Origin of the sequence: Streptomyces sp. NPDC053079 (assembly GCF_044546695.1) — a bacterium.
In the GTDB taxonomy this organism is placed as follows: Bacteria; Actinomycetota; Actinomycetes; order Streptomycetales; family Streptomycetaceae; genus Streptomyces.
In genome coordinates, this window is record NZ_JBITZJ010000006.1 from 230,502 (window position 1) to 246,898 (window position 16,397).

The 16,397-nt window shown below is 69.9% G+C and carries 15 protein-coding genes and 2 tRNA genes; 4 read left to right on the forward strand and 13 right to left on the reverse strand.

What is annotated here, in order from left to right; all coding sequences use genetic code 11:
* Window positions 1–16: 16 nt before the first annotated feature.
* Entirely contained in the window at window positions 17–778 is a 762-nt protein-coding gene (locus ACIGXW_RS23300; RefSeq protein ID WP_360911040.1) for a DUF881 domain-containing protein, read from the reverse strand.
* Window positions 779–922: 144 nt separating this feature from the next.
* Between ACIGXW_RS23300 and crgA the strand changes: the two genes are divergently transcribed.
* On the forward strand, window positions 923–1,177 hold the full coding sequence (gene crgA, locus ACIGXW_RS23305) for a cell division protein CrgA (RefSeq protein ID WP_071965688.1): 255 nt from the start codon (window positions 923–925) through the stop codon (window positions 1,175–1,177).
* Window positions 1,178–1,525: 348 nt separating this feature from the next.
* Here crgA and ACIGXW_RS23310 read toward each other — a convergent pair whose 3' ends face one another.
* Window positions 1,526–2,386 carry a rhomboid family intramembrane serine protease gene (locus ACIGXW_RS23310; RefSeq protein WP_071965687.1) on the reverse strand — a complete coding sequence of 287 codons (861 nt, stop codon included), beginning with the start codon at window positions 2,384–2,386 and terminating at the stop codon, window positions 1,526–1,528.
* Window positions 2,387–2,489: 103 nt separating this feature from the next.
* On the reverse strand, window positions 2,490–3,017 hold the full coding sequence (locus tag ACIGXW_RS23315; RefSeq protein WP_399574868.1) for a peptidylprolyl isomerase: 528 nt from the start codon (window positions 3,015–3,017) through the stop codon (window positions 2,490–2,492).
* A gap of 225 nt (window positions 3,018–3,242) precedes the next feature.
* Between ACIGXW_RS23315 and ACIGXW_RS23320 the strand changes: the two genes are divergently transcribed.
* Complete coding sequence (locus ACIGXW_RS23320; RefSeq protein WP_360911048.1) at window positions 3,243–3,905, forward strand: DUF5324 family protein; 663 nt, start codon at window positions 3,243–3,245, stop codon at window positions 3,903–3,905.
* Window positions 3,906–3,985: 80 nt separating this feature from the next.
* Here the strand turns inward: ACIGXW_RS23320 and ACIGXW_RS23325 are convergent.
* Window positions 3,986–4,058: transfer RNA gene (locus ACIGXW_RS23325), tRNA-Ala, on the reverse strand.
* A gap of 118 nt (window positions 4,059–4,176) precedes the next feature.
* Here ACIGXW_RS23325 and ACIGXW_RS23330 point away from each other — a divergent pair.
* On the forward strand, window positions 4,177–4,722 hold the full coding sequence (locus tag ACIGXW_RS23330) for a DNA-binding protein (protein WP_360911050.1): 546 nt from the start codon (window positions 4,177–4,179) through the stop codon (window positions 4,720–4,722).
* Between the two features lie 49 nt (window positions 4,723–4,771).
* Window positions 4,772–5,932, forward strand: a complete 1,161-nt coding sequence (locus ACIGXW_RS23335) for a serine/threonine-protein kinase (RefSeq protein WP_399574869.1) — start codon at window positions 4,772–4,774, stop codon at window positions 5,930–5,932.
* Window positions 5,933–6,069: 137 nt separating this feature from the next.
* Here the strand turns inward: ACIGXW_RS23335 and ACIGXW_RS23340 are convergent, their stop codons facing one another.
* The 9 genes from ACIGXW_RS23340 to dnaN all read right to left on the reverse strand — a co-directional run bounded on the left by ACIGXW_RS23340 (window position 6,070) and on the right by dnaN (window position 16,282).
* Complete coding sequence (locus ACIGXW_RS23340) at window positions 6,070–6,204, reverse strand: DLW-39 family protein (protein WP_003958712.1); 135 nt, start codon at window positions 6,202–6,204, stop codon at window positions 6,070–6,072.
* 160 nt (window positions 6,205–6,364) lie between these two features.
* Window positions 6,365–6,438: transfer RNA gene (locus ACIGXW_RS23345), tRNA-Ile, on the reverse strand.
* Between the two features lie 72 nt (window positions 6,439–6,510).
* A complete protein-coding gene (locus tag ACIGXW_RS23350; RefSeq protein ID WP_399574870.1) occupies window positions 6,511–7,371 on the reverse strand; it encodes a DUF3566 domain-containing protein in 861 nt (286 codons plus the stop codon).
* A 3-nt stretch (window positions 7,372–7,374) separates the two neighbouring features.
* On the reverse strand, window positions 7,375–10,005 hold the full coding sequence (gene gyrA, locus ACIGXW_RS23355; protein WP_399574871.1) for a DNA gyrase subunit A: 2,631 nt from the start codon (window positions 10,003–10,005) through the stop codon (window positions 7,375–7,377).
* Window positions 10,006–10,056: 51 nt separating this feature from the next.
* Window positions 10,057–12,102 (reverse strand): DNA topoisomerase (ATP-hydrolyzing) subunit B, encoded by a 2,046-nt coding sequence (gene gyrB / locus ACIGXW_RS23360; RefSeq protein WP_071966162.1) that lies wholly within the window; start codon window positions 12,100–12,102, stop codon window positions 10,057–10,059.
* A gap of 332 nt (window positions 12,103–12,434) precedes the next feature.
* The gene (locus tag ACIGXW_RS23365) at window positions 12,435–12,980 is read right to left on the reverse strand and encodes a DciA family protein (protein WP_071966161.1); all 546 of its coding nucleotides are present in this window, start codon (window positions 12,978–12,980) and stop codon (window positions 12,435–12,437) included.
* Complete coding sequence (recF, locus tag ACIGXW_RS23370; RefSeq protein ID WP_071966160.1) at window positions 12,977–14,101, reverse strand: DNA replication/repair protein RecF; 1,125 nt, start codon at window positions 14,099–14,101, stop codon at window positions 12,977–12,979. The genes ACIGXW_RS23365 and recF overlap by 4 nt, the downstream gene beginning before the upstream one ends.
* A gap of 35 nt (window positions 14,102–14,136) precedes the next feature.
* Window positions 14,137–15,015, reverse strand: a complete 879-nt coding sequence (gene gnd, locus ACIGXW_RS23375) for a phosphogluconate dehydrogenase (NAD(+)-dependent, decarboxylating) (RefSeq protein ID WP_071966159.1) — start codon at window positions 15,013–15,015, stop codon at window positions 14,137–14,139.
* A 136-nt stretch (window positions 15,016–15,151) separates the two neighbouring features.
* Entirely contained in the window at window positions 15,152–16,282 is a 1,131-nt protein-coding gene (dnaN, locus tag ACIGXW_RS23380) for a DNA polymerase III subunit beta (protein ID WP_071966158.1), read from the reverse strand.
* Window positions 16,283–16,397: the final 115 nt, after the last annotated feature.

Here is a 16,397-nt window from a genome sequence, read left to right on the forward strand (position 1 = left end):
GACCCCTTCCCGGGCGCTATCCCATGGGCTTGGCGTAGTGGAGATCCACTGTGCCCGAGTAGCCCGGAAGTGTCACCGCGTCGTGCTGGTCGACTTTCCAGCCGAGGCCGTACGCGTTCACGTACTGCAGGTAGTTCTGGATCGCGGGGGAGGTGTCGAGCGCCTTGCGCAGCGTGCCGCGGTCGCCGACGGCGGTGACCTTGTACGGCGGGGAGTAGACGCGGCCCTGAAGGATCAGGGTGTTACCGACGCAGCGCACCGCGCTGGTGGAGATCAGCCGCTGGTCCATCACCTGGATGCCCTTGGCACCGCCTCGCCACAGGGCGTTGACGACGGCCTGGAGGTCCTGCTGGTGGATGACGAGGTCGTTGGGCTGCGGCTGGGGGACGCCGGGGATCTTGGCGGTGGCGTTGGGCGGGGCGTCGGTGAGGGTGACCGTCAGGCCCGCTCCGGTGGTCTTGCGGGTGCCGGCCGCGTCCTCCAGTGCGGTGAGCTTCTTGTCCTGCGCCGTGTCGCGGCTGTCGCGCCGGGCGAGGGCGTCGACCTGGGCGCGGGCGGTCGCGGCGCTCTCCTCGAGGGCGCCGTTCTTGCGGCTGCGCTCCTGGATGAGGTCGGACAGGCGCAGCATGGAGTCGTCGGTACGGATGTTGGTGCCCTGGGCGGTGTTGAAACTCATCCAGAAGATGAGGCCCGCCAGGGCGAAGACACCGCCGGTCAGCAGCCGTACCGGACGGAAGCGCCGGACGGGCCCGCTGGTGGAGTCCGCAGAATGGCTCAACGTACCCTTATCCTCTCCGACGCCGCGGAAGCACTACGCTAACGGACGCCCGGGAGAAGGAAGCGCTCCCGTCGCATCCCGCTCCGGCGGACCAGCCTTGTATCCCAGCGCGGTCACGCAGCGCATCGACAGGAGAGATACCTCGTGCCGAAGTCACGGATCCGCAAGAAAGACGACTTCACGCCGCCGCCGGTGAAGCAGCAGAACATCAGGCTCACCACCGGTCGTCGCTGGGTGGCGCCGCTCATGCTGGCGATGTTCCTGATCGGGCTGGCATGGATCGTCGTCTTCTACGTGACGAGCGGCGACATGCCGGTGGAGTCCCTGAAGAACTGGAACATCGTGGTGGGCTTCGGCTTCATCGCGGCGGGCTTCGTCGTCTCCACCCAGTGGAAGTAGCGGCGGCAGCGCCCCTTCCGGAAACCCCCGGCGAAGCTCTGCCCTGAGTTTTCCGGGGAGTTATCCACACCCTCGTCCACAGTGGGGAAAAACTCAGAAGATCTGTGGATAACTTCCCTGATGTTGACGCCGGTGTGACTGATCGCGAACGCCGCGTATCGACGGTCACACCGGCGCCTTCCAGGGGAAACACAGCTCAGCGGGGGTACGGACGCACCTGAACACCCGTTCCCACACGCCGTGCACAAGATCCTGCACTCGCTGTGGACAACCTGTGCGGCCACCGATGTGGGTGACGCCCCCCGACGGCACCCGGCCCGGCACCCGCCGGGCCCCTCCGGCCCTCGTTCAGCCGAGCTGGAGCGTCCGCACGCCGACGGTCACCACGATCGCCAGCAGTGCCGCCGCGCAGGTGAGGCGCTGGACGAGCACCCGCTTGTCGCGGGGGGCGTGCACCATTCCGTAGGCCACCGCCGTGCCCACCACCAGGCCGCCGACATGGGCTTCCCAGGCGATGTTGCTCCAGGTGAAGGTGAAGATCAGGTTGAGCACGAGCAGCGCGATGACCGGGCGCATGTCGTACTTCAGCCGCCGCAGCAGCACGGCCGTCGCCCCCAGCAGGCCGAAGATCGCGCCCGAGGCGCCCAGCGAGGGCTGGTTCGGGGCGGCGACCAGGTAGGTCAGGGCGCTGCCGCCGAGGCCGGACAGCAGATAGAGCGCCACGAAGCGGGCGCGCCCGAGGGCCGCCTCCAGCGGCGGGCCGAGCCACCACAGCGAGAGCATGTTGAAGGCGATGTGCATCGGCGCCTGGTGCAGGAACGCCGCCGTCAGCAGCCGGTACCACTGGCCCTCGGCGACGCCCTCCAGCGGGCCGAAGTCCGAGAGCGCCGCGCGGCCGAACAGCTCGAGGGAATCCACCAGAGTGTCGCCGGTGGCCAGCACCGCGACCCACAGGGCGAGGTTGATCCCCAGGATGATCTTGGTGACCAGGCGGGGGTCCTCCACATGGGTGCCGCCGGCGATCGTGCGCGGGGCGCTCGCCTGCGGGGCGGGCCCCGCGCCGGAGGCGCCGGCCACGCACTCCGGGCACTGGAAGCCGACCGAGGCGCTGACCATGCACTCGGGGCAGATCGGGCGGTCGCAGCGCGTGCAGCGAATGCCCGTCTCGCGGTCCGGGTGCCGGTAACAGCGGACGGCCTGGTCGTTCATGCTCTCCCCTTGCCCCTGTCGCGGACCGGTGTTGCCCCTGTTCGCACCACGGCCCCGCCCGTCATACGGACGGGCGGGGCGCCAGGTTCCCGTGGAACGGGTGTCAGCGGGTCTCGATGACGACCGACTGGATGACGACGTCGTTCACCGGACGGTCGGTGCGCGGGTTGGTGTCGGTGGTGGCGATGGCGTCGACGACCTTCTTGCTCGCCTCGCCGACGACCTGGCCGAAGATGGTGTGCTTGCCGGTCAGCCAGGTGGTCGGCGAGACGGTGATGAAGAACTGCGAGCCGTTGGTGCCCGGGCCGGCGTTGGCCATGGCCAGCAGGTAGGGCTGGGTGAAGGCCAGGTCGGGGTGGAACTCGTCCGCGAACTTGTAGCCGGGACCGCCGGTGCCGTTGCCCAGCGGGTCACCGCCCTGGATCATGAAGCCTTCGATGACGCGGTGGAAGACCGTGCCGTCGTACAGCCTGTCCGTCGTCGTGGCACCGGTCTCGGGGTTCACCCACTCGCGCTCGCCCTTGGCGAGCTCGACGAAGTTCTTGACCGTCTTGGGCGCGTGGTTGGGGAGAAGCTGGATCTCGATGTCGCCCTGGTTGGTCTTCAGGGTGGCGTAAAGCTGCTCGGCCACGGTCTACCTTCCATAGTGTTCACTGACGGCTACCGATCCTCGCACGGCGGGTTGGCACGAGTAGCCACCAAAGCCCCGCGCGCGGCGGCGAACCATGGCATTGTCGACCGAAGCTCCCCTTTGACCCGGATGCCCGCTCGCACATGCCGGACCGCCCATCGGCAGGCATGATTTTCCACTGGGTGGAAAGGCGACAAACCATACGCCACCGAGGAGGAGGTTCTCGTGACCCGCAAGGACAGCGTGCGCGCCGCGACCAGTACCGCCAAGGACAGCGTGCGCCACGCCGCGGAAGTGGTGGCGCCCTATGCAGGCACGGCCAAGGACGCCGCCGTGCACTACGCGCACGAAACCCGGGTACGGCTCGCGCCCAAGGTGTCATCGGCCGCCCGGCACGCCCGTACGACCGCGGGCGAGCAGTACCACGCCCACCTCGCGCCGCGCCTGGAGCACGCCCGCGACGCCCTGCCTCCCAAGGTCGACCAGGCCACCGCCCGGGCCCGCGCCGTCGCCGAGCCCGTGCGGGACGAGGCGCTCTCTCGCGGCACGGCCGCCCTCGCCGCCCTGCGCGGCCAGGTGTCGGCCGATGACGTCGAGAAGATCACCCGTCGGCGCGGACGCCGCTGCCGGGCGGGGCGCGCGGCCAAGCGGCTCCTGGTCCTGGGCGTGCTCGTGGGCGGCGCGGTCGCCGTGTGGAAGTGGTGGGACAAGCAGGCCAACCCGGACTGGCTCGTCGAGCCCCCGGAGGCCACCGAGCCCGCCGACCGGGGGACCCTGAGCTCCGTGGACGGCAGCGGCGAGGCCGCCGGGCTCGACCCGGAGGTCCAGGCCAAGCAGGACCGGGCGGACGCCGACGTCTACGACGAGGGCGACAACGACCGCCCCTGAGCGGGCACGCGGCGCACACGGCTGAGCAAGAAACCCCCTCCGACCTGCATTTCTGCAGGTCGGAGGGGGTTTTATGACGGTGGAGCCTAGGGGAGTCGAACCCCTGACATCTGCCATGCAAAGACAGCGCTCTACCAACTGAGCTAAGGCCCCGTCGGGGACCAGACTACCCGGTGCCAGGGGTGTTTCCCGACCGGGTATCGCCGGGACCCACCACTCTCCGTAGGATGCACCGCAAGATTCGCTGCAGCGAAGCGAAGGGGAGAGCGAGATGGACGCATCACAGCAGGAAGCCACCGCCCGCGCACGGGAGCTGCAGCGGAGCTGGTACGGGGAGCCGTTGGGGGCGCTCTTCCGCCGTCTCATCGACGACCTCGGCCTCAACCAGGCCCGTCTCGCCTCCGTCCTGGGCCTCTCGGCGCCCATGCTCTCGCAGCTGATGAGTGGTCAGCGGGCGAAGATCGGCAATCCCGCGGTGGTACAGCGGGTGCAGGCGCTGCAGGAACTCTCCAGCCAGGTCGCCGACGGCAGCGTGAGCGCCGCCGAGGCCGCCGAGCGCATGGAGGAGGTCAAGAAGAGCTCGGGCGGCTCGGTCCTCAACTCCACCCAGACGACGGCCAGCAGCGGCGCTCCGACCGTGCGCCGGGTGGTCCGCGAGATCCAGTCCCTGCTGCGGTCGGTGGCGGGCGCCGGGGACATCATCGAGGCCGCCGGCACGCTCGCCCCCACCCATCCCGAGCTGGCCGAGTTCCTGCGCGTCTACGGCGCCGGCAGGACGGCCGAGGCCGTCGCGCACTACGAGGCGCACCAGAGCTGACCGTGCCGGCGAGGCCGGCGGAGCAGGAGGCGGGGGCGGCGCGAACGACATGGGTGAGGTCTTCGCTGGGCGGTACGAGCTGGTGGACCCGATCGGACGCGGCGGGGCGGGGGCGGTCTGGCGGGCCTGGGACCAGCGCCGACGGCGCTATGTGGCGGCCAAGGTGCTGCAGCAGAGCGACGCCCACACACTGCTGAGGTTCGTCCGCGAACAGGCGCTTCGCATCGATCATCCCCATGTGCTGGCGCCGATGAGCTGGGCGGCGGACGACGACAAGGTCCTGTTCACCATGGAGATGGTGGGCGGCGGTTCGCTGGCCCATCTCATCGGCGACTACGGGCCGTTGCCGCCGCATTTCGTGTGCGTCCTGCTGGACCAGCTGCTGTCCGGGCTCGCGGCGGTGCACGCGGAAGGCGTCGTGCACCGCGACATCAAACCGGCCAACCTCCTTTTGGAGGCGACCGGTACGGGGCGGCCGCATTTACGCCTCTCCGATTTCGGGATCGCCATGCGCAAGGGCGAGCCCCGGCTGACGGACACCAACTTCGTTATGGGAACCCCCGGTTACTTCGCACCCGAGCAAATGCTGGGCGAGGAACCCGACTTCCCCGCCGACCTCTTCGCCGTCGGCCTGGTCGCGCTGTATCTCCTCACGGGCCGCAAACCGGACGCCGAGGCGCTCGTGGAGCTCTTCCAGGAGCGGGGCGTGCCGAACGCCCCCCAGGAGGTTCCCGAACCGCTCTGGGACGTGATCGCGAACCTGCTGCACCCCGATCCCTACACCCGCTTCCGTACGGCCACGGGGGCGCGCAAGGCCCTGTCGGCGGCCCTGGAGCTGCTGGGCGAGCCGCCCGAGGACGAGGAGCGGATCGAGGTCTTCGACCAGCTGGGCCCGCTGCCCCCGGGTTTCGGCCCCTCGGGCCCCGAACCGGAACCGCGCCCGGAGCAACGGCCGCAACCCCCTCCGGAGCCGGGGGCGGAGGGCGTCCCGCTCGCACCGCCGCGGCCGAACTACCCGCCCACGCGCCCCTACACGGCCCCGCAGCCCTATCCCCGCCCGTTACCGCCGCCGCCCGCCCAAGGGCCCTTCACCGGGGCCGTAGGAGCCCCCCACGGGCGTTCCGGGCCACCCGCCAAGGTGGCGGTGCCGGTGCTGATCGTGGCGCTGCTGTGCCTGGCGGTGGGGGTGTGGGCGCTCACCGTCGGCTGAGCGGCGCACCGCGGGGGACAGGTGGGACATCACGGGAGAAGCTTCACGTTCGCAATCATTTTATTTGCGACCGCAACTAAAAGGACAGGGCCCCGACCGCCTGGCGGTCGGGGCCCTGCTCAACGCTTGTCTTCAGCTCACACGCCCGAACCTGCGGGCACGGAGTCGGTCGCCTCCGTCCACAGGTCCTGCTCGGCGCGATCCGCCTGGATCTGCCGGTACACGAGGAGCCCGCCGATGGCGGCCAGTGCGACCAGGAGCAGCTTCTTCACCGCGCGACCTCGTCTTTCCTTGACGTAAGGGGACCTCTGGTGGCCGATGATACACACCGGCCGATACCGATCGGTGACCTGCGTCCGCTCCCCCGCCGGGCCCGAACTCCCAAAAGCGATCGGCCCGGACGGAGAATTCCGTCCGGGCCGATCGTGCGAGTGGGGCTAACAGGACTTGAACCTGTGGCCTCTTCCTTATCAGGGAAGCGCTCTAACCGTCTGAGCTATAGCCCCTCGCGACACCGAAAGATTAGCGCACTTGGGGCCCAGTCCCAAAATCGCCCGGGCCCCAGGGCGTCATGCCCGCTATTCGTCCTCGGCGAGCGTCAGCTCCACGCCGCCCACGAAGCCGGCGGAGAGGTTGTAGACGAAGGCCCCCAGCGTCGCCAGGGCCGTCGCCAGCACCACGTCGATCACCGCGATGACCGAGGTGAACAGCAGCACGTGCGGCAGCGACAGGAAGGACTCCAGGTCGAAGCCGCCGCCGCTCTCACCGGAGGCCGTGGCGTCGCTGATGGTGCCGCCGACCGTGGAGAAGACGCCCATGCCGTCCATGACCAGCCACAGCACCGTCGCCGCCACGATGGTGCACACGCCCAGCGCGACCGACAGCAGGAAGCTGACCTTCATCACCGACCACGGGTCGGCCTTGGCCACCCGCAGCCTCGCCTTGCGCGTACGCGGGGCCGTACGGGCCTCCGGACGCGGCCGGCGGGCCGATTCCCCTCCGGCCTGCCCGGCGGCCCGCTCGGCCTGCTTGGGGACGCCCAGGGCCTTGCCCGCCTTGGCGTCCTTGCCGCCCTTGCCCCCGGTCTTGCCGGCCTTGCCCGCGCTGTTCTTGGCTTCGCCACCGTTCGAGGCGGCGCGTGCGGCGCCATCGGAACCGGCGGCGGCTTCGGCGCCGGCATCGGCGGCAGAAGCGGAATCGGAAGCGGAACGCTCGGCCGGAGGCTCGTAGGCCTTCGGCGGGTGGTACGGCTGCGGATCACGGGTCTCGGTCATGGTCCTCCCCCTGCCTGCGGTCCCGGTCCCGTCGGCCCCGGAGCCCGCGCCGTCCGCGCTGTCCGTGGCAGAGCCACGGACCCCCGCCTTCTCGGGTGCGGCCTTCGCGGATGACTTCCGCTTGGCGGCCGCACCGCCGGTGGCGGTGCCCGTGGCTCCACTCACGACTTACTCCTCGGTGTCCTCGACCAGGGGCGCTGTGCCCTCGGCCGCCTCGGACCCGTCGCCCTCGGCTGCGTCGCCCAACTCCTCGACGCCCTCAGCCTCGCGACCGGCCTCGGCGTTCCGGGCGATGCCCACGACGGCATCGCGCTTGCCCAGGTTGATCAGTTGGACGCCCATGGTGTCACGGCCCGTCTCCCTGACTTCGTTGACCCGGGTACGGATCACACCGCCGCTCAGCGTGATGGCGAGGATCTCGTCCGTCTCCTCGACCACCAGAGCGCCGACCAGCGAGCCGCGGTCCTCCACGATCTTGGCGGCCTTGATGCCGAGGCCGCCACGACCCTGGACGCGGTACTCGTCGACGTTCGTCCGCTTCGCGTAACCGCCGTCGGTGGCGGTGAAGACGAACGTACCGGGACGGACGACATTCATCGAGAGCAGCTCGTCACCCTCGCGGAAGCTCATGCCCTTGACACCGGAGGTGGCCCGGCCCATGGGGCGCAGGGCCTCGTCGGTGGCGGTGAAGCGGATCGACTGCGCCTTCTTGCTGATCAGCAGCAGGTCGTCCGCGGCGGAGACCAGCTCGGCACCGATCAGCTCGTCCTCGACGCCGCCGTCCGTCTCGCGGAGGTTGATGGCGATGACACCGCCGGAGCGCGGCGAGTCGTAGTCCTTGAGCGGGGTCTTCTTCACCAGACCGGACTTGGTGGCCAGCACCAGGTACGGCGCCACGTCGTAGTCGCGGACGGCGAGGATCTGGGCGATCTTCTCGTCCGGCTGGAAGGCCAGCAGGTTCGCCACGTGCTGACCGCGCGCGTCCCGGCCGGCGTCCGGCAGCTCGTACGCCTTGGCCCGGTAGACCCGGCCCTTGTTGGTGAAGAACAGCAGCCAGTGGTGGGTGGTGGAGACGAAGAAGTGGTCGACGATGTCGTCCTGCTTGAGCTTCGTACCCCGCACGCCCTTGCCGCCGCGCTTCTGCGAGCGGTAGTCCTCGGTCTTGGTGCGCTTGACGTAGCCACCGTTGGTGATGGTGACGACGATGTCCTCTTCGGCGATGAGGTCCTCGATGGACATGTCGCCGTCGAAGGGCACCAGCTGCGAGCGCCGGTCGTCGCCGAACTTGTCGACGATCGCCGTCAGCTCCTCGCTGATGATCATCCGCTGCCGCTCGGGGGAGGCGAGGATGGCGTTGTACTCGTTGATCTTCGCCTGGAGCTCGTCGTGCTCGGCGGTGATCTTCTGGTGCTCCAGGGCCGCCAGGCGACGCAGCTGCATCTCCAGGATCGCGTTGGCCTGGATCTCGTCGATCTGCAGCAGGCCCATCAGGCCCTCGCGGGCGACGTCGACGGTGTCGCTGCGCCGGATCAGCGCGATGACCTCGTCGATGGCGTCGAGCGCCTTGAGCAGACCGCGCAGGATGTGGGCGCGCTCCTCGGCCTTGCGGAGCCGGAAGCGGGTGCGCCGGACGATGACCTCGACCTGGTGCGTCACCCAGTTGCGGATGAAGGCGTCCAGGGACAGCGTGCGCGGCACGCCGTCGACCAGCGCCAGCATGTTGGCGCCGAAGTTCGTCTGCAGGTCGGTGTGCTTGTAGAGGTTGTTCAGCACGACCTTGGCGACCGCGTCCCGCTTGAGGACGACGACCAGGCGCTGGCCGGTGCGCGAGGAGGTCTCATCGCGGACGTCCGCGATGCCGCCGATCTTGCCGTCCTTCACCAGGTCGGCGATCTTCTGGGCGAGGTTGTCCGGGTTGACCTGGTAGGGCAGCTCGGTGACCACCAGGCACTGGCGGTTCTGGATCTCCTCGACCTCGACCACCGCGCGCATGGTGATCGAACCACGGCCGGTGCGGTAGGCCTCCTCGATGCCCTTGCGGCCCACCACGAGCGCGCCGGTCGGGAAGTCGGGGCCCTTGATCCGCTCCATGAGCGCCTCGAGGAGCTCCTCCGGCGTCGCCTCCGGGTTGGCCAGGTACCACTGGGCACCCTCGGCCACCTCGCGGAGGTTGTGCGGCGGGATGTTGGTGGCCATGCCGACCGCGATGCCCGCCGAACCGTTGATCAGCAGGTTCGGGAAGCGCGCCGGCAGGACCGTCGGCTCCTGATTGCGGCCGTCGTAGTTGTCCTGGAAGTCGACGGTCTCCTCGTCGATGTCCCGGAGCATCTCCATGGACAGCGGCATCATCTTGCACTCGGTGTACCGCATGGCGGCGGCCGGGTCGTTGCCCGGGGAACCGAAGTTGCCGTTGGAGTCCACCAGCGGCATGCGCATCGACCAGTGCTGCGCCAGGCGCACCAGGGCGTCGTAGATCGAGGCGTCGCCGTGCGGGTGGTACGTACCCATGACGTCACCGACGACGCGGGCGCACTTGTAGAAGCCCTTCTCGGGGCGGTAGCCGCCGTCGTACATCGCGTAGAGCACGCGGCGGTGCACCGGCTTGAGGCCGTCCCGCACGTCGGGCAGCGCACGCGAGACGATGACGCTCATCGCGTAATCGAGGTACGAGCGCTGCATCTCGGTCTCGAGCCCGACGGGCTCGACGCGCATGCCGACGCCCTCCAGGGGCGCGGGCGCGCCCTCGGGGGTCACTTCGGGCACGGGAGCGGTGGGAGTCTCAGGGGTCTCGTCGGCCATTGCTGTTCAAAGTCCTTTCGCGCTGCGGCTGTTTCTCGTGGGCCGACAGGCTCAGATGTCGAGGAAGCGGACGTCCTTGGCGTTGCGCTGGATGAAGGAGCGCCGTGCCTCGACGTCCTCGCCCATGAGCACCGAGAACAGGTCGTCCGCCTGCGCCGCGTCGTCCAGGGTGACCTGGCCGAGAACGCGGTGGTCGACGTCCATGGTGGTGACGCGCAGCTCCTCGGCGTTCATCTCGCCGAGACCCTTGAAGCGCTGGACCGAGTCGTCCTTGATCCGCTTGCCGTTCTCCCGGCCGAGCTGGATCAGGGCGTCGCGCTCGCGGTCGGAGTAGGCGTACTCGAAGTCGTCCCGGCCCCACTTGATCTTGTACAGCGGGGGGCGGGAGAGGTAGACGTGCCCGGCCTCGACCAGCGGCCGCATAAAGCGGAAGAGGAAGGTGAGCAGCAGGGTGTTGATGTGCTGACCGTCGACGTCGGCGTCCGCCATCAGGATGATCTTGTGATAGCGGAGCTTCGAGATGTCGAAGTCCTCGTGCACACCGGTGCCGAAGGCGGAGATCAGCGCCTGGACCTCGGTGTTCTGCAGGATCTTGTCGACGCGCGCCTTCTCGACGTTGAGGATCTTGCCTCGGATCGGGAGGATCGCCTGGTACTGCGGGTTACGGCCGGACTTGGCCGAGCCGCCGGCGGAGTCACCCTCGACGATGAAGATCTCGCACTTGGTCGGGTCGTTCGACTGGCAGTCGCTGAGCTTGCCCGGCAGCGACGCCGTCTCGAGCAGGCCCTTGCGACGGGTCAGGTCGCGCGCCTTGCGGGCGGCCACGCGGGCGGTCGCCGCCTGGATGCCCTTGCGGATGATGTCCGCGGCCTCGTTGGGGTTGCGGTCCAGCCAGTCCGTGAGGTGCTCGTGGACGACCTTCTGGACGAAGGTCTTGGCCTCGGTGTTGCCCAGCTTGGTCTTCGTCTGGCCCTCGAACTGCGGCTCGCCGAGCTTGACGGAGATGATCGCGGTCAGACCCTCGCGGATGTCCTCGCCCGTGAGGTTGTCGTCCTTCTCGCGGAGCAGCTTCTTGTCGCGGGCGTAACGGTTGATCAGACCCGTCAGCGCGGCGCGGAAGCCCTCCTCGTGGGTACCGCCCTCGTGGGTGTGGATGGTGTTGGCGAAGCTGTAGACGCCCTCGCTGTACTGGCTGTTCCACTGCATCGCGATCTCGACCGAGAGCATGCGCTCCTTGTCCTCGGCCTCGACGTCGATGACGGTCGGGTGGATCAGCTCGCCCTTGCGCGAGTTGAGGTACGTCACGAAGTCGACGATGCCGCCCTCGTAGTGGTACTCCACCGTCAGCGGCTTGCCCTCCTCGTCGACGTGGTCGGCGCGGAGGTCGGTCAGCGAGATGCGCAGGCCCTTGTTGAGGAAGGCCATCTCCTGGAAGCGCCGCGAGAGCGTCTCGAAGGAGTACTCGGTGGTCTCGAAGATGTCGCCGTCGGCCCAGAAGGTGACCGAGGTGCCCGTCTCGTCGGTCGCCTCGTTCTTCTGCAGCGGGGCCGTGGGGACGCCGAGCTTGTAGTCCTGCGTCCAGCGGTAGCCGTCGGTCTTGACCTCGACCGCGACGCGCGTCGACAGGGCGTTGACGACCGAGACGCCGACGCCGTGCAGACCACCGGAGACGGCGTAGCCGCCGCCGCCGAACTTGCCGCCCGCGTGCAGGACGGTCAGCACGACCTCGACGGCGGGCTTGCCCTCGGAGGGGACGATGCCGACCGGGATGCCTCGGCCGTTGTCCACGACGCGCACACCGCCGTCGGGCAGGATCGTCACGTCGATGGTGTCGGCGTGGCCGGCCATGGCCTCGTCGACGGAGTTGTCCACGACCTCTTGGACGAGGTGGTGCAGGCCCCGCTCGCCGGTGGAGCCGATGTACATACCGGGCCGCTTGCGGACCGCGTCCAGGCCCTCCAGAACGGTGATCGCACTGGCGTCGTACGACGTCTCGCCGACAGCGGCGCCGGTCACGGCGTCCGCTGCCTGGGAGGGGGTGGTGTTCTCGTTGGGGTTGCCGGAATCGGCCACGAAGCGCCCTTTCTGGCACAGCACAGGCCTTCCCTGCTGCGGCGGGGGTTTCCGGGGCAGGCAGGAGGCTGCGTCGTTCAGCGGTTGTCCACGAGTCCCGCGATCCGGCGGGATTACTACCAGTGTACCGGTGGCGCTGACATGAATGGGGGTTTGGCGGTGCCTGAGTCCTCACGTGCCGCCCTGAACCGGCATCAGCCGACTCCCTATATGCGGCCCGGGGCTCCAAGAGGCTCACAGCGGCACTCAGCGCTTCGGGCTGTCAACCGCCCGCAACCGTGAGCGCAGTCTCAGCCGTCCGCAGGCGTCACTGGCTTCACCGCCGGGGCGGCCGGGGGTGCGCGCGGGGCATCGGATCACCCGTAGGTGTCGCCCGGTCCCGTGCTCCCGGGGGCGCGCAGCTGCCCGTACCGGCGCCCGGGGCCGCCGGGCCCCAGCACCTTGATCAGCTTCACGGTTCCCTGGCCGAGGTCGGCGTTCAGCCGGGCCACGAGCTGGGGTGCCAGCAGCCGCAGCTGGGTCGCCCACGCCGTCGAGTCGCACTGCACCGTCAGCACCCGGGCGTCCTCGTCGTAGGCCTGCGGCTCGCAGTGCAGCGCCACCTCCGGGCCCACCATCTGCGGCCAGCGGCCCATCACGCCGCCCACCGCCGCGGGCTTCTCCCAGCCGCGCTCGGTGATCAGCCGGTTGATCGCGGCGCCCAGCGGCAGCGGATCGCGCCCGTCGGCGCGCGCGCCGGAGCGCAGGCCGCCGCGGCGCGCCTGCTTCTTCTGCTGCGCCGCGTTGCCCCGCGCCCGCGCCTGCTCCTTGGCGGCCCGCAGCGCCACGCGCGCCAGGTCCACGCCGGAGGGCTCGGGCGCCTTGGCCGGCTGCGGGGCGCTCTGCTCGGGGCGGTCGCTCATACGCGTTCGACCCTGCCCTCCGCGACCGCGTACCGCGCGCCTACCAGCACGCCCGGTACGTCGTCGTCCACGGCCGCCGTCACCAGCACCTGCTCACCCGGGGCGACCAGCTCGGCCAGCCGCTCCCGGCGCCGGGCGTCCAGCTCCGCGAAGACGTCGTCCAGCACCAGCACCGGCTCGTTGCCCTCCGAGCGCAGCAGCTCGTACGAGGCCAGGCGCAGCGCCAGCGCGTACGACCAGGACTCGCCGTGGCTGGCGTAGCCCTTGGCCGGCAGCGGGCCGAGCCTGAGGAGCAGCTCGTCGCGGTGCGGGCCGACCAGCGTCACGCCGCGCTCGATCTCCTGCTTGCGCGCCTCGGCCAGGGCCGCGAGCAGCACCTCGTAGAGCTCCTCGCGGGTGTGGACGCCCTCGATGCCGGCGGGGCCGCGGTAGTCGAAGGAGACCGGGCCGCCGCCGGGCGCCAGCTGCTCGTAGGCCTTGTCGGCCAGCGGGCGCAGCGTGGCTATCAGGTCCAGCCGGCGCGCGAGCAGCTCGGCGCCCGCCCGGGCCAAATGCTGGTCCCAGATGTCGAGCGTGGACAGGTCCATGCCGCGGCCGCCGTGGCGGCGGGCCATCGCGGCGGACTTCAGGAGGGTGTTGCGCTGCTTGAGGACGCGCTCGTAGTCGGAGCGCACGCCCGCCATGCGGGGGGAGCGGGCGGTGATCAGTTCGTCCAGGAAGCGGCGGCGCTCCCCGGGGTCGCCCTTGACCAGCGCCAGGTCCTCGGGGGCGAACAGGACCGTGCGGACGATGCCGAGCACGTCGCGCGGTCTGACCTGGGAGGAACGATTGATCCGGGCCCGGTTGGCGCGGCCGGGGTTGAGCTCCAGCTCGATCAGCTGCTGTCGCTCGTCCTGGACGACCGAGGCGCGGATGACCGCCCGGTCGGCGCCCATGCGGACCAGGGGCGCGTCGGAGGAGACCCGGTGGCTGCCGAGCGTCGCCAGATAGCCGACCGCCTCGACGAGGTTGGTCTTGCCCTGGCCGTTGGGGCCCACGAAGGCCGTGACGCCCGGGTCGAGCGGAACCTCGGCCCGGGCGTACGAGCGGAAGTCGGCCAGCGACAGATGCGAAACGTGCATGGGTGTGCGCCGACCTCCCCCGGCTGCTGCGGGTCTTACTTCTTGCTCTCGACCGCGTGGCCACCGAACTGGTTGCGCAGCGCGGCGATCATCTTCATCTGCGGCGAGTCCTCCTGGCGGGAGGAGAAGCGGGCGAACAGGGACGCCGTGATCGCGGGGAGCGGCACGGCGTTGTCGATGGCGGCCTCGACGGTCCAGCGGCCCTCGCCGGAGTCGGCGGCGAAGCCGCGCAGACCGTCCAGGTGCTCGTCCTCGTCGAGGGCGTTGACGGCCAGGTCGAGCAGCCAGGAGCGGATGACCGTGCCCTCCTGCCAGCTGCGGAAGACCTCGCGCACGTCGGTGACGGAGTCGACCTTCTCCAGGAGCTCCCAGCCCTCGGCGTAGGCCTGCATCATCGCGTACTCGATGCCGTTGTGGACCATCTTGGCGAAGTGGCCCGCACCGACCTTGCCGGCGTGGACGGAGCCGAAGTCGCCCTCGGGCTTGAGCGCGTCGAAGATCGGCTGGACCTTCGCGACGTTCTCGGCGTCGCCGCCGTACATCAGGGCGTAGCCGTTCTCCAGGCCCCAGACGCCGCCGGAGACGCCGCAGTCGACGAAGCCGATGCCCTTGGCGGCGAGCTCCTCGGCGTGCTTCTCGTCGTCGGTCCAGCGGGAGTTTCCGCCGTCGACGACGATGTCACCCGGGGAGAGCAGCTCACCGAGCTCGTCGATGGTGGACTGGGTCGCGTCGCCCGCGGGGACCATGACCCACACGACGCGCGGACCCTGCAGGGAATCCACAAGGTCCTTGAGGCTGTGGACATCCGCGAGGTCGCGGTTGCGGTCGTATCCGATGACGGTGTGGCCTGCGCGGCGGATGCGCTCGCGCATGTTGCCGCCCATCTTGCCGAGGCCGACGAGACCGAGCTCCATCAGTGATCCTTAAGTGCCGTAGTCGTGCGAGGTGTACCGGAGGTACCTGCTCCGAGCCTACGCCCGAGGGTTTGTGCACACCTGTGGACCGGGGGCGCTCATCGGGTGAGCGGCCCCCGGGCAGGGGCGGCCCGCCTCAGCCGGACAGCCGCACCGGCATGATCAGGTACTTGTAGGCGTCGTCCGCCTCGGCGTCCAGGGCGGGCTTGCCACTGAGCAGCGCGGGCTTGGTGGACGTGGTGAAGGACAGCTGGGCGACCGGGGAGTCGATCGCGGAGAGGCCCTCCAGCAGGAAGCCGGGGTTGAACGCGATCGAGATGTCGTCGCCCTCGAGCTGGGCGTCGACCCTTTCCACAGCCTGTGCGTCGTCGCTGGAGCCGGCCTCGAGGATGAGGACGCCCTGCTCGAAGCTGAGGCGGACCGGGGTGTTGCGCTCGGCGACGAGCGCGACGCGCTTGACGGCCTCGACGAACGGGGCGGTCTCGATCACGGCGACGGAGTTGAACTCGGTCGGGAAGAGCGTGCGGTACTTCGGCAGGTCGCCCTCGAGCAGGCGGGTGGTCGTACGACGGCCGGCGCCCTCGAAGCCGATCAGGCCCTCGCCGGCACCGGAGCCGGACAGGGCGATCGAGACGGTGTCGCCGCCGCTGAGCGACTTGGCGGTCTCCAGCAGCGTCTTGGCGGGCACCAGGGCGACGGCGGAGATGTCCGGGGTCTCCGGCTTCCACATGAACTCGCGGACCGCGAAGCGGTAGCGGTCGGTGGAGGCCAGGGTGACGGTGTCGCCCTCGATCTCGATGCGGACACCGGTGAGCACCGGCAGGGTGTCGTCGCGGCCGGCGGCGATGGCGACCTGGGCGGCGGCCGAGGCGAAGACCTCGCCCGGGACCGTGCCGGTGGCGGTGGGCATCTGGGGCAGGGCCGGGTATTCCTCCACAGGCAGGGTGTGGAGTGTGAATCGCGAGGAGCCGCAGACCACGGTGACGCGCACACCGTCGGTGGAGATCTCCACAGGCCTGTTGGGAAGTGCGCGGCAGATGTCGGCGAGGAGGCGGCCGGAGACCAGGACGGTGCCGTCCTCCTCCACATCGGCCTCGACCGAGACCCGGGCGGAGACCTCGTAGTCGAAGCCGGACAGGCTCAGGGAGCCGTCCTCCGCCTTGAGCAGCAGGCCCGCGAGGACCGGTACCGGCGGACGGGCCGGGAGGCTGCGGGCCGCCCAGGCCACTGCCTCCGCGAGTACATCGCGCTCCACCCGGATCTTCACCGGAACCGCCTCCTGCTTGTTGCTGGCTCGCCCTGCTGGCTTCTTCGTCGGCTGAGTTGCCGGAGACCAGTCTGACGCACGCCGCTGACAGTCGGTGCGGCCGGCGGTCAAGTCG